This is a genomic window from Streptomyces sp. NPDC025784 (genome assembly GCF_055558435.1).
Map to the genome: position 1 here is coordinate 69,515 of NZ_JBVHMN010000028.1, position 11,947 is coordinate 81,461.

Consider the following 11,947-nt stretch of genomic DNA (forward strand, 5'->3'; position numbering starts at 1 on the left):
AGTTCGGACCGCGGCGGTCACCCCAAGGAGTACGCGGACGGCTTCGAGAAGTTCCTGCAAGCCGTTGACCCTGGCGACATCGCTGCCGACGTCCGGGCCGTCTGGGACGATGCCGTAGCGGCCCCCGAGTGGGAGGCCCACCGGTATGGCTGCACGGTGACCTCCATCCCGCGAATGTCGTCGTCTCGGACGGGACGCTCGCGGGCGTGATCGATTTCGACGCCATGTTCGCCGGCGATCCGGCGTGGGACCGCGCGGCCGCATGGGTGCTCCCTCCCTCGGGCGCCGCCTCACGGTTCTTCGACGTGTACGCGCATGCGGACGAGGCGACGATCCGGCGTGCCCGCGGGCCGGCTGCTATGAAATGCCTGTTCCTCATGCTGATGGGCCAGAACGGAGATCGGGGCCTTCCTGGCGACAAGCCGACATGGGGACCCGCCGGCCGGGCAGCGCTCGATCGCGTTCTGACAGACTGTCTGATGTAGACACGGAGCGCCGCTCACTCGATCTGCGCGATGGGGTCGAGGCTGCACCGGTCGAGTGCGTTTCTAGTGCATCGAGCCTGCTGAAGGGCGCTGAGCCATGGTCCGAGTGCGTTGCATGGCGGTGGAGGGGCCGGGGGTTTGCCGGATGTCCGGGTGCAGGCGGGCCTCGCTGCTGGTGGCCTCGGCCCAGACATAGATCGTGGCAGCGAGATGTCACTTGCGGGCCCAGATCGCATCGTGGTTGCTGTGGGGAGTGCGGCGGTGGGTGGCCTCCCCACGAGTGCCGGGCGTGCCGAGGCGACGCGTCTGTCGCAGGAGGAGGGCGCCGGCCACTGGGTCGAGAAGTACCTTGTGCAGTTCCGGCCCCGCGAAGCCTGACCGCCGGGCCGGGGCGGCAGCACGCGGCCGCCGCCCCGGCGTCGGATTCGCATGGCCACGCCTGCCGCAGTGATGGCAGCCACGACGAGGAAGCGGCGGCACTCGACGTCGGCACGGCCCATATGGGTGGCGGTCAGTACCGGATCGGGCTCCTGCGCCACCGCAGTTTCGGGTGCTTGAAGGCCGATCTCGTCCAGAGTGATGGGGCGGCCTGTCCGGCGGGAAAGCACCTCAGGGGGTACTGGCCGGTCCCGGTCGGCCGACGTATGCCGCCGTCAGCCCAATGGGAGACGGCCGGCTTGTTGGACTGGAGGATCTCGCCGTCCTCGGCCGTGAGACGCCGAATGTCCTTCGCCAGAGCCTCGTAGGTGCAGCCGATCGCCTCGATGACCTCACACAGGCGCAGTTGGGTCCTGTCGACGCCGGATGTTGCAAGCCGCCCCGGGTCGTGCGCACGTTTGCAGGTCCCCGGATCCCGCTGGCGGAGGATGCGATGGCGCGGTGGAACAGTGCGGCAGCGGCCAGCGTGAGGGCACCGAGCCACGCAGGCGCAATGCGCAGGACCGGTCTGGTCGAAGTCGGAGGTGAGGGCTGCGTCCATCAGGGCCCGGTCGGCGCCGTGACCGGGAAGGGTGTGGGCCAGTCGGGCGGGGCCGCGCGGAGCACGTGGCTTGGCCCGCCTGGCCCGATGCGATGCGCGACAGGTTGGCGGACGCTGGGTGGAGCAGGACGTGCGAGCAGCGCACGCTGCTCGACGGGGAGGTGCAGCATGACTGATCCGGTCGTGGTGGGTGTGGACGGTTCCCCGTCCAGCCTGGACGCGGTGGAAGCCGCAGCGCGGGAAGCTGCACTGCGCGGCACGGGGCTGCGGCTGGTGCACGCTTTTGGGTGGCCGTCGATCCATGTACCGCCCGGTGGGCCCCCGTGGAACCCGGCCGTGGCGGGTGTGCGCGAGCTGGTGGACGGCACACTGATCAAGGCCGAACAGCGAGCGCGCCAGGCCGAGCCGCACGTGGAGATCATCCGCGAGGTCACCGTCGGTGAGCCGCTGATGGTGCTGGAGATCGAGTCGCGCACCGCCTCGCTCGTCGTGGTCGGCAGCCGCGGACTGGGTGCGTTCGGCAGCCTGCTGCTCGGATCCACCGCCGTGCATCTGGCCGCACACGGCCGCTGCCCGGTGCTGGTGGTACGCGGCACTCCGAACCCTGCCGGTCCCGTGCTCCTGACGGTCGACGGTTCACCGGCGGGCGAAGCAGCCATCGAGTTCGCCTTCTCCGAAGCCTCACTGCGCGGCGCGGGCCTGCTGGCCGTGCACGTATGGAACACCTGGAGCGAACGGGCCTACGAGGGGCCCGGCGACCCTCTCAATATGGTGGTCGACATCGAGCGGCTCCGTGAGGAGGAGCAGCGGCTGCTCGACGAGACGCTGTCTGAATGGGAGAAGCGCTGTCCCGGGGTTGCTGTCGAGCGACGCCTGGTGCGCTCCCGGATCCGCCCGGCCCTGCTCGAGGCCAGCCGTGACGCACAAGTGGTCGTGGCCGGTGCACGTGGACGCGGCGGTTTCACGGGCCTGTTGCTCGGCTCGGTCAGCCAGGCCCTGCTGCACCATGCGCACTGCCCTGTCACCGTGGTCCGGGGTAAGGACTGACCCACGCCGGGCAGACGCCCCTCTACGTTCTCGCCGACACTTTGCGTGACATCCGGCCCCTCACAGCGCGGCTACGGCCGGGGACATCGTTGTGGCAGGCACCGGTCTGGAGCGGGCCGAGCTGCCGGGCCGGGGGCGTGCCCGGACAATGGAAGAGCCATGATCGGGGCTGTGGCCTGCGGCGGCAGACGTCGACGCGCACGTGTCCGCAAACGGCCCGAACGGTCTCTCGATTCGTCCCGGACGGGTCGTCATGAGCAGCATCACTCACCGTATCGCCGCACTGTTCCGGATCAAGGCCAACAAGGTGCTGGACCGCGCAGAGGATCCGCGTGAAGTGCTGGACTACTCCTACGAGCAGCAGCTGGAGATGCTGCAGAAGGGCCTTCGAGCGGCGGCGGATGCATCCAAGGGGCGCAGGCCGCCGCGCAGCCCGCCTTCTGGATGAGCAGCCGGCCATGCGCATGCGCTGCACAGGGATCGGCTGAACCGTTGGGCGGCCCTCCCCCATGACGGTCTTGGAGGCCGCGCGACAGGGTTCACCGCCTTCCGGAGCCGGAGCGGCCATCGTCGCAGCATCCCGGCACTCGATCCGACACGTTCACCTGTCGGATCCGCATGCTGCCTGCCGCGATCCTCTTGCGTATCTTTTGTCACATTTCACTTTCGCCCATTTACCTTGTGCACGTTCTAAACGTGGCGTAGGTTTCCTGTCATGGATCGAGCCCCAGGGACGATCCACCCCCACCCCGGACACCTGCCGTCACGGCCTCCGGGACTGCGGACACCGCCGATCCGGCCACTGCCGCAGACAACCGAGCCGACCCGGTCGGCGCCCCCCACACCAGAAATCAAGGACACCCCCCATGGACCTGAAACTCGAAATGATCGTGCTGCCCGTCTCCGACGTGGACCGGGCCAAGGCCTTCTACGAGCAGCTGGGCTTCCGCCTGGACGTCGACTACACCGCCACCGACGACTTCCGCGCCGTCCACCTCACCCCCAGCGGCTCGGAGTGCTCGATCATCTTCGGCAACGGCATGACCACCGCCGTCCCCGGATCCGCCCAGGGCCTCTACCTCATCGTGTCCGACATCGCCGAAGCCCACGCCGAGCTCACGAACCGCGGGATCCAGGTCAGCGACGTCTTCCACGACGCCGGCGGCCTCCTCCACCACGGCCACCACGCCGGCGACGTCACCCACCACGACGAAGGCCAAAAGCGCCTCCATGGACTCCACCCCGAGCGCACCTCCTACGCCAGCTACCTCACCTTCAACGACCCCGACGGCAATGGCTGGATCCTCCAGGAAATCAAGACCCGCCTCCCCGGACGCTGAGGAGTGCACACGATCAAGCACTGCACCGGTGCCGGTCTGGCGTCACCGGTGCAGTGGACGCAGTCGGCAGTCACGTGAATGGTCTTCGCAGGCTGCCACGATCAAACGTCGTCGTCCCGCGCCCAGGCTGAATCGCACATGCCCTCGCGTGGGGCTCTGAGCTGACACAAAGGCGTGTCGACGAAGCGACGATCACGACCGCGCGCTGCAGATGACCGGGGCACCGTGGCCGTGGAGCCCAAACCTCAGTCACATGACCGATGCACGGACGGCTCCGCGAAGGTTCCATCGCAATCAAGTCTGTACTGCTGCAGGACCTTGACGATCAGTCAGGGGCATCAGCGGTAAATCGACAGTGCCCAGTGAGGTACGTCGTCAAGGAGTATGTGATGCCTGATCATGTCTCTACGTCGGAGGGTCTGGCTGGCGAGCCGACGGAGGAAATCGCTCTTCTGCCGTCATCCGACGACTGGACGTCCGGCATGGGCAGCAGGGTGCCCGCGCTATTTGACGTGACGCAGCTCGACGTGGAGGAGCGGTGGGCTGCGATCTTCGGCGGCCGCAAGGGCAGCGTCGCGGTACGCATGGTACGCCCCAAGGGGGTGTCCAGGCCTCTTCCCGCAGTCCTTTACCTCCATGACGGCGGCCGGGGGATCTACGGCAAGGGTGGACACGACCGGTTGATACGTGAGCTGGCGGTGGGCGCGCAGGCTGCCGTTCTGTACCCCGAGTACACGCTGGCGACCAAAGCGAGCTATGGCATCGCGTTGGAGCAATGCTGCGCAGTGGCCAGATGGGTGACAGAGCATGGGGTCGGGCACGGCATGGATCCCGCCCGGCTGGCCGTCGTCGGCCACTCGGCGGGAGGCAACATGAGCGCGGCGTTGACGCTGTTGGCCAAGGATCGGGGCGCGGCTTCGTTTGCTCTGCAGGTTCTGCTGTACCCCCTGGTGCACGAGGGAGCTGCTTCCTCCTGTGTGATCTCTGGGAAACGGACCATCACCAGGCAGGCCAGGGATCAGGTCACGTCCGATGCGGAGATCTTCGAAGTGCTGCACGCGAACGGGCAGCGGCTGTCAGGTCTGCCCCCGGCACTCGTCGTCACCGCGGACTCCGATGTCTTGCAGGACGCGGGGCAGGCTTACGCGGCCAAGTTGGGCTCTGCGGGGGTAGTTGTCTCCGCTGTGCGCTGTGGCAGAGGCGTGAAGGACCTTGCCCTGCCGTCGGCGCGAGCACCTCACGGGGCGATCACCCACGTCGTCGACGCGTTGAAGGAGGCTTTCGCCCGCGATCGCTGAGGCGACGCGGCTGAGGGATGCCGGTACCCCTGACCGACCCGAAGCCTGACGTGGTCGCGGCTTGTGCGACAGGTGCACGTCGTCTGGGCTTCGGGCAAATGTACGGAGCGGTGCGACGACTCGTGGTGCCGATCGGCTGACTCACGTGGGTTGTTGTGCAGTCCCGGCGTTGATCGCTGCTGGGTCCGCCCTGTCGCCGTACGTTCCGCGCACGTGGCGTCTCGTCCGAAGCGTGCTGTGCGGTCTGGCGAACTGTGCCGGTGCTGCGGGCGTGAGCCCCTGTCGACCGATGGCCGCGCGCGTAGTACTCGTCCGCCCAGTGCGGCAAGGCGGGCCGGCCGAGCAGACCGTCGAGGGAGGCGTGAAGCGCGGCGAGCCCCTCGGGTGCCGGTCCCGGTGCGGGCACGAGCTCCACCCTCAGGTCCAGGTGGCGAACCTATTTCCGTGGACGATCCGCAGCACAGGACGTCTGCGGGACCAACGGTAGGAGCGTCCACAGCTCCCCGGTGCGTGAGCGGACCGCGGTGACTCGCATGCTCACGACTCCTCCCGGCGCAGCCACAGCCTGCCCGTGGCCACGCAGCACACCGCGCTCCTGGCCCGTACCGCGTATGCGGTCCACCTCGCCCACCCTTGACCTCGAGCGAATTCGCGTCCGCGCCATCACACTGCGTGCCGATGGACTCCAGCCTGCCGGACAAGCCACGCGGGCAACGCGCTGTGGAGCATTGAGCTGCACCGAGGCAGGCTGAATACATGCGGTCACTCTTCCGCTCATCTCCTCGGTCGGGAGCGGACGGCCGGAACAGCGTTCTCTGGGCGGTCGCGCGGTCCATACCCTTTGCGCTTGCTCTGGTCGTTCTGGGGATTGAGCTCTCGCCGGCGCACTTTCTGTACACCGGCCCTGTACTGACCGCGACACCGGCGCTGGCCGCGGTGACGATGGGCCCCAAGGGAACCCTCTCGGCGGCCTGCCTCGCTCTGGCCGTCAGCGTGACCACCGCCACCCACAACCACGCATGGGGCAGCCAGCAGGTCTACACCAACCTCCTCGCCATCTTGGTGGTGTCGGTGGCCAGCGTCATGACCAGCGGGGCCATCGCCACCCGCAGGAAAATCGAACTGGACCAGGTCCGCCGGATCGCGGTGGCGGCGCAGGAGGTCATTCTGAGGCCCGTCCCCGCACAACTGGGCCCGGTACGCGCAGCAAGCCTGTGTCTGGCGGCCGGGACGGGAGCACAGGTCGGGGGTGACCTGTACGAGGCCGTTCAGACCCGGTACGGCGTCCGGATCATCGTGGGCGACGTACGGGGCAAGGGGCTGAGAGCCATGCACGCGGTCGCGGTGGTGCTGGGCGCTTTCCGAGAGGCCGCGCATTACGAGCATGACCCGGTGGAGGTCATGAACCACTGCGCGGCTGCCCTGCAACGCGAGGCCGCCGTGCCAGGTGCGTTCGATCAGGAAGCCCTGATGGAGGGGTTCACCACCGCCCTCATGGCCCAAGTGCCGCCCGACGAACCCGTGGTACAGCTGGTCAACCGCGGCCACCCGCCTCCCCTGATCCTGCGCCAGGGCCAGATTCATGAACTGGTGCCCACCTGCCCACTGCCACCCTTCGGTCTACAGGACCTCATCACCGACTCTCCCGTTACGTCCGAGAGCTATCCGTTCCTGCCCGGTGACCGTCTGCTGCTCTACACCGACGGTGTGATCGAGGCCCGCAATCGCGACGACAGCTTCTTCGCACTGCCGGACGCCATGAAAGGGATGCATGCCGTCACTCCTCAGGACTTCCTGGAATGCCTGCACCAGCAATTGCTCCATCACACCGAGGGCCGCTTGGCGGACGATGTGGCGATGATCCTCATCGACCGGGTTGGCGAACAAACCGGCCGCGTCGCCAACGGTGGTGCCAAAACTCAGGATCAATCCCAGATGTAGGAAGGAGCCCTGCGTGTTGGGGCTGCAACCGATCTCATCCGTCTGGCGGAGCGAGCACGCACAGTGGGGCTGCGGCCGGGATGCTGTGGTTACGGCGACCGGGACTCCCTCGCCGTCGCCTTGTGCGGCCACGTGCCGGGCCCCCACTGGACGCGTTCCGCCAAGGGATGGAGACACGATCATGCGGCCGCGCGTCATCGATCCGGTCGGCGGATGACGGGATGCCGCCGCCGAAAGGCACGGCCGCATCCGTCCACCCCCAACATCCGTCACTTCGAGCGTCCCGGTGCGCTCGTACGCACCGTCTGGTGGTGCTCAGCGGCCCGGGTGGTGCTCGGTGATCCAGCGGGCGGCGAGCAGGCCGGAGGCGGCGGTGAGGGCGGCGGCGGCGATGACGGTGGCGTTCAGGCCGAAGGCGTCGGCGAGAATGCCGGCGATCAGGGCGCCCGCGGCGTAGCCGATGTCGCGCCAGAAGCGGTAGGTGCCCAGGGCATTGGCCCGCCAGGCGGGGTGGGCGTGGTCGGAGACCGAGGCGATGAGGGCGGGGTAGACCATGGCGGTGCCCAGGCCGAGGGCGACGGCGGACAGGATGCCCGCGAGCAGGGGGCGCTCCAGCAGAGCGAGGGCGAGGACGAAGCCTCCGGCCTGGACGAGCATGCCGGTGACGATGAGGGGTTTGCGGCCGATGCGGTCGGCAAGATGGCCGGTGGGGATCTGTCCGATGCCCCACAGGATGGGGTACAGACCCTTGATGAGGCCGACGGCGGCAAGCCCCAGTCCGTGGTCGGTGAACAGCAGCGGGAAGACGCCCCAGGTGAGGCCGTCATTGAGGTTGTTGACCAGGCCGGCCTGGCTGGCGCCGCGTAGTGAGCGGTTGCGCCAGGAGGTCCGGGCGAACGTGGCGGCCAGCGTGTTCTCACCGGCGGGCAGAGGCTTGGTGTGCTGGGCCAGTTCGAGGGCGACGTGGGCGGCGGTGTCCCGCACGATCAGGGAGAGGGCGAGTCCGGCGGCGACGAAGACGACCCCGATCAACTCGGGTGTGGGGCGCAGTCCGTAGGCGGTGGCGAGGTAGCCGGTGAGCAGGGCGGTGGCACCGACGGCGGTATATCCCGCGGCCTCGTTCAGGCCGGTGGCAAGGCCCCGGCGGGCCGGGCCGACGAGATCGATCTTCATGTTGACGGTCATCGACCAGGTCAGCCCCTGGTTGACGCCGAGCAGCACGTTGGCGGCGACGATCCACCCCCACGACGGAGCCCAGGCGAGCGCGAAGGGGACGGGAATGCCGATGAGCCATCCGGTGACCAGCAACTGCTTGCGGCGATAGCGCGCTGTCAGTGCCCCGGCGGCCAGGTTGGTCAGCGCCTTGGTGAGGCCGAAGGCGATGATGAAGGAGAAGACGGCCAGGTCGCTGGTCAGCCCGAAGGTGTGCGTGCCGATCAGCGGCACGGTGGTGCGTTCCAGGCCGACCAGGGCGCCCACGCAGATGTTGACGATGACGAGCAGAGTGAACTGCAGCCAGTTCTCGCGCAGCCCGAGCTGTACAGGCCTGGCTGCCGCGGCGGCGGTCGTGGTCGGGCTCACCTGCTGCCGCCTTCGGCAAGGTGCTGGGCGTGCGCGGCGGCGTACTCGGCGGGACCGCCGTCGAGAACCGTCAGATGGGCACGACCGGAGCGTTCCAGAAGGCTGGCGGCGGTCATCGCGCGCTCGCCGTGCCCACACGCCACGACCGCTCCGTCGGGCACCCGGTCGGCGTGAGCGAGCAGGGTGCCGAGTTCGATGTGGAGGGCGCCTGTGACGTGCCCGGCCGCGTACTCGGCTTCCTGCCGCACGTCGAGGTAGGGACCCGTCGGCGCCTGCTCGGCAGCGACGAACGAGGTGGCGACCTGAGCGCGGCCACCGGCGAGCCATGCGGACATCCCGCCGACGAGGCGACCGGCCAGCCGCTCGTACCCGATCTTGTACGCCTGCCAGACGATCTCGCTCAGGTCCTGGTTCTCGCCGGTGACGAATGCCAGGGGTGCGTCGTCGGGCAGCAGCCACCCCAGCCAGGTGGCGAACTGATCGCGCAGCGGGATGGAGAGCGCGCCAGGGATGTGGCCGGCCGCGTAATCGGCTGCGGGACGCACGTCGACGACGTGGCCGCCGTGGGCGAGCAGGACACCGACCTGCCCCGCGTCGAGGGCAGGCAGCGGTGGGACGGCGGTCAGGACGGCAGGGCCGCGCCGGTTGGCCTCGGCCAGGCGGTCGAAGTAGGCGGGGTAGGAGCCCAGGCTCGCCACCAGGCGTCGCACGAAGGCGTCCTCGTCAGGTGCGGACAGCAGCGGGTTGGCCTGCTTCTGGGCGCCGATGGTGGTGGTGCGCTCGGTGCCCGGCGGGGCCGAGCAGAACGAGCCCGCTCCGTGAGTGGGCCACACGGCGGTCTCCTCGCGCAGTGCGGCCAGGCGCTGCAGCGAGCGGTACTGGGCGCGGGCGAGTTCCTCGGTCCGCTCGGCGCCGAGGAGGTCGGTGCGGGCGGCCGAGTTCACGATCAGTGAGCCGCCGGTGAAGACGCCGAGTTCGCGGGAGCCGTCCAGCAGCAGGAAGGACAAGTGCTCGTCGGTGTGGCCGGGCGTGGCCAGGGCGCGCAGGGTCAGGCCGCCCAGATCCACCTCATCGCCCTCGGCCAGCCCCCGGTGCTCGAACGCACGGCGGCCGGCGGCGGAGGCCAGGACCGTGGCCCGGTGGTCATGGCCGAGCTGAAGGGCGCCGGAGAGGAAGTCGGCATGCAGATGGGTGTCAGCGGCGTATGCGACCCGCAGGCCGCGCCCCTCGGCGGCGGCGTTCAGGGTCCGCAGGTCGCGGCTGGCGTCGACGGCCAGGGCGCGGCCGTCACCCAGGTCGACGAGGTAGGCGCTGTTGCCCAGCCCGTGGTCGACCAGCGGTATCAGGTGGTCGTCGGCGAAGCCCACGGCACTTCCTCCAGGATCCAGCAGGGAACGGCAGCGATCGGCGCGGCGGAAGTGTGTGGTGACCACCTCCACTTTCATCTACACTATTCCATGGATTTATGGAGGATGGCATGGCGGGAACCCTCACGACCGGAACAAAGACCCAGCTGTACGACGCGTTCGCGACCAGCGGCAAGGCGCTCGCCAGCGGAAAGCGGCTGGAACTGCTCGATCTGCTCGCCCAGGGCGAGCGGACCGTCGACGCCCTGGCCAAGGCGGCGGGGCTGAACCTGACGACGGCGTCAGCACATCTGCAGACCCTCAAGCAGGCCGGGTTCGTCGCCACCCGGCGCGAGGGCGTGCGCATCCACTACCGGCTCGCCGGCCACGACGTGGCCCAGCTGTTCGCGCTCCTGCGCAAGGTCGCCGAAACCCACCAGGCCGCCGTACCCGCGGCCCGGAACGCCTACCTCGGTGAGGACGGGGCGGCGGAGATCGGCCGCGAGGAGCTGCGCGCCCGCGTGGCGGCGGGGGACGTGGTGGTGCTGGACGTGCGACCGGTCGAGGAATACCTCGCCGGCCACATCCCCGGAGCGCGCTCCATCCCGATCGACGAACTGGCCGACCGGATCACCGAGTTGCCCGAGGAGACGGAGATCGTCGTGTACTGCCGCGGCGAATACTGCGTACTCGCCTACGACGCCGTACGACTGCTGGCCGATCGCGGCCGCCGCGCGATCCGCCTCGACGACGGCATGCTGGAGTGGCGCCTGGCCGAACTCCCCGTCGACGCCGGGGATATGGCATGACCGACGGCCTGCTGCCCGCGCATCCGGGGCTGTCCGGCGGGCCGGTCTACCTGGACTACAACGCCACTACGCCCGTGGATCCGCGGGTGGGCGAGGCGATGGTGCCACACCTGACCGACTTCTTCGGCAACCCCTCCAGCAACCACCTCTACCTTTGATCTTGGCGAGTGCTCCGGCGTTTGCGCCGGGGGTGAAGGTCATCTCAGAACTGCTCTGACTCGCACGTGGGCACGGGTCCGCAGTGTTCACCTCAGCCCGTCACGTGGGGCGTTTCTGGTTCTCGATGTACTGCTTCACGACGGTCTGGGGCGCCCCGCAGCAGCTTCCGGCGAAGTACGAACCGGACCAGAAGCGTCCGCCCCACAGGTGCCGGCGGATGTGGCTGTCGTACTCCTTGCGGATCAGCCGGGCGGAGACGCTCTTGAGGGAGTTGACCAGCTTGGAGAGCTGGACCTTCGGCGGGTAGTGCACGAGCAGGTGGACGTGATCGGCCTCGCCGTTGAACTGCTTCAGCTCGGCCTCGAGGTCGGAGCAGACCTGCCGCATGATCTCTTCGCAGCGCGTCAGGATCTCGTCGGTCATGGCTCCGCGCCGGTACTTCGTGGCGAAAACCAAGTGGACGTGAAGGTTGTGGATGACGTGGCGGCCGGTGCGCACAGCGGGGTCTGGGTTCCAGCGTGGTGACATCAACCACGTATGTAGGGTGATCGCTGTGCAGCTCAGGTACGGGTTCCGCCTGTACCCGAACGGTTCGCAGCGCTCGGCGCTGGCCAGGACGTTCGGGTGCGTGAGGGTGGTCTTCAACGACGCGTTGCGCGTCCGTGAGGACGCCCGCTCCCCCGGACTGTCGTTCGTCACCTCCGGCGAGCTGTCCAAGCGGCTCACCGCGTCGAAGAAGACGCCGCAGCGGACGTGGCTCGGCGAGGTCTCGTCGGTGATCCTCCAGCAGTCCCTTCGCGACCTGGACACCGCGTACCGGAACTTCTTCGACGGCCTGGGGGGCAAGCGCCCCACGATGGGGCCGCCCCGGTTCAAGTCCCGCAAGGACAACCGGCAGGCCGTACGGTTCACCGCGGACGCCGGATGGAAGATCACGCCGGGCGGGGGGGCTCACCAGCCCA

General features: G+C 68.7%; 10 protein-coding genes and 3 pseudogenes. 9 read left to right on the forward strand and 4 right to left on the reverse strand.

Annotation, left to right across the window (positions count from 1 at the left end):
* A pseudogene (locus ACZ4IF_RS41195) lies at positions 1–485 on the forward strand (phosphotransferase); the annotation flags it as partial.
* A 428-nt stretch (positions 486–913) separates the two neighbouring features.
* Here the strand turns inward: ACZ4IF_RS41195 and ACZ4IF_RS41200 are convergent.
* Positions 914–1,269, reverse strand: a pseudogene (locus ACZ4IF_RS41200) (tetratricopeptide repeat protein); the annotation flags it as partial.
* Between the two features lie 363 nt (positions 1,270–1,632).
* On the opposite strand from ACZ4IF_RS41200, the gene ACZ4IF_RS41205 reads away from it, so the two are divergent.
* The 5 genes from ACZ4IF_RS41205 to ACZ4IF_RS41225 all read left to right on the forward strand — a co-directional run bounded on the left by ACZ4IF_RS41205 (position 1,633) and on the right by ACZ4IF_RS41225 (position 7,090).
* Positions 1,633–2,511, forward strand: coding sequence for a universal stress protein (locus tag ACZ4IF_RS41205; protein WP_467573320.1), 879 nt, complete (start codon positions 1,633–1,635; stop codon positions 2,509–2,511).
* 253 nt (positions 2,512–2,764) lie between these two features.
* Positions 2,765–2,959, forward strand: a complete 195-nt coding sequence (locus ACZ4IF_RS41210) for a PspA/IM30 family protein (RefSeq protein WP_467573322.1) — start codon at positions 2,765–2,767, stop codon at positions 2,957–2,959.
* 418 nt (positions 2,960–3,377) lie between these two features.
* On the forward strand, positions 3,378–3,851 hold the full coding sequence (locus ACZ4IF_RS41215; protein WP_467573324.1) for a VOC family protein: 474 nt from the start codon (positions 3,378–3,380) through the stop codon (positions 3,849–3,851).
* A gap of 389 nt (positions 3,852–4,240) precedes the next feature.
* Positions 4,241–5,149, forward strand: a complete 909-nt coding sequence (locus tag ACZ4IF_RS41220; protein WP_467573327.1) for an alpha/beta hydrolase fold domain-containing protein — start codon at positions 4,241–4,243, stop codon at positions 5,147–5,149.
* Between the two features lie 756 nt (positions 5,150–5,905).
* On the forward strand, positions 5,906–7,090 hold the full coding sequence (locus tag ACZ4IF_RS41225) for a PP2C family protein-serine/threonine phosphatase (protein ID WP_467573330.1): 1,185 nt from the start codon (positions 5,906–5,908) through the stop codon (positions 7,088–7,090).
* 315 nt (positions 7,091–7,405) lie between these two features.
* Here ACZ4IF_RS41225 and ACZ4IF_RS41230 read toward each other — a convergent pair whose 3' ends face one another.
* Positions 7,406–8,671 (reverse strand): MFS transporter, encoded by a 1,266-nt coding sequence (locus ACZ4IF_RS41230; protein ID WP_467573334.1) that lies wholly within the window; start codon positions 8,669–8,671, stop codon positions 7,406–7,408.
* Entirely contained in the window at positions 8,668–10,116 is a 1,449-nt protein-coding gene (locus ACZ4IF_RS41235; protein ID WP_467573337.1) for an MBL fold metallo-hydrolase, read from the reverse strand. The genes ACZ4IF_RS41230 and ACZ4IF_RS41235 overlap by 4 nt, the downstream gene beginning before the upstream one ends.
* A gap of 32 nt (positions 10,117–10,148) precedes the next feature.
* Between ACZ4IF_RS41235 and ACZ4IF_RS41240 the strand changes: the two genes are divergently transcribed.
* Together ACZ4IF_RS41240 and ACZ4IF_RS41245 are read left to right on the forward strand one after the other, a co-directional pair.
* Positions 10,149–10,826 carry an ArsR/SmtB family transcription factor gene (locus ACZ4IF_RS41240; RefSeq protein ID WP_467573340.1) on the forward strand — a complete coding sequence of 226 codons (678 nt, stop codon included), beginning with the start codon at positions 10,149–10,151 and terminating at the stop codon, positions 10,824–10,826.
* Positions 10,823–10,984, forward strand: coding sequence for a hypothetical protein (locus tag ACZ4IF_RS41245; protein ID WP_467573342.1), 162 nt, complete (start codon positions 10,823–10,825; stop codon positions 10,982–10,984). Before ACZ4IF_RS41240 ends, ACZ4IF_RS41245 begins: the two co-directional genes overlap by 4 nt.
* Before the next feature lie 100 nt (positions 10,985–11,084).
* Here ACZ4IF_RS41245 and tnpA read toward each other — a convergent pair whose 3' ends face one another.
* Complete coding sequence (tnpA, locus tag ACZ4IF_RS41250; RefSeq protein WP_467573345.1) at positions 11,085–11,513, reverse strand: IS200/IS605 family transposase; 429 nt, start codon at positions 11,511–11,513, stop codon at positions 11,085–11,087.
* Positions 11,514–11,538: 25 nt separating this feature from the next.
* On the opposite strand from tnpA, the pseudogene ACZ4IF_RS41255 reads away from it, so the two are divergent.
* Positions 11,539–11,946: pseudogene (locus ACZ4IF_RS41255) on the forward strand (RNA-guided endonuclease InsQ/TnpB family protein); the annotation flags it as partial.
* Between the last annotated feature and the right edge of the window lies 1 nt (position 11,947).

What these genes read in the sequence shown, in the direction of transcription:
- ACZ4IF_RS41220 (WP_467573327.1), top strand. Translation starts at nt 4,241, where the DNA reads ATGCCTGATCATGTCTCTACGTCGGAGGGTCTGGCTGGCGAGCCGACG.
- ACZ4IF_RS41215 (WP_467573324.1), top strand. Translation starts at nt 3,378, where the DNA reads ATGGACCTGAAACTCGAAATGATCGTGCTGCCCGTCTCCGACGTGGAC.
- tnpA (WP_467573345.1), bottom strand. Translation starts at nt 11,513, where the DNA reads ATGTCACCACGCTGGAACCCAGACCCCGCTGTGCGCACCGGCCGCCAC.
- ACZ4IF_RS41240 (WP_467573340.1), top strand. Translation starts at nt 10,149, where the DNA reads ATGGCGGGAACCCTCACGACCGGAACAAAGACCCAGCTGTACGACGCG.
- ACZ4IF_RS41225 (WP_467573330.1), top strand. Translation starts at nt 5,906, where the DNA reads ATGCGGTCACTCTTCCGCTCATCTCCTCGGTCGGGAGCGGACGGCCGG.
- ACZ4IF_RS41210 (WP_467573322.1), top strand. Translation starts at nt 2,765, where the DNA reads ATGAGCAGCATCACTCACCGTATCGCCGCACTGTTCCGGATCAAGGCC.
- ACZ4IF_RS41235 (WP_467573337.1), bottom strand. Translation starts at nt 10,116, where the DNA reads ATGAAAGTGGAGGTGGTCACCACACACTTCCGCCGCGCCGATCGCTGC.
- ACZ4IF_RS41245 (WP_467573342.1), top strand. Translation starts at nt 10,823, where the DNA reads ATGACCGACGGCCTGCTGCCCGCGCATCCGGGGCTGTCCGGCGGGCCG.
- ACZ4IF_RS41205 (WP_467573320.1), top strand. Translation starts at nt 1,633, where the DNA reads ATGACTGATCCGGTCGTGGTGGGTGTGGACGGTTCCCCGTCCAGCCTG.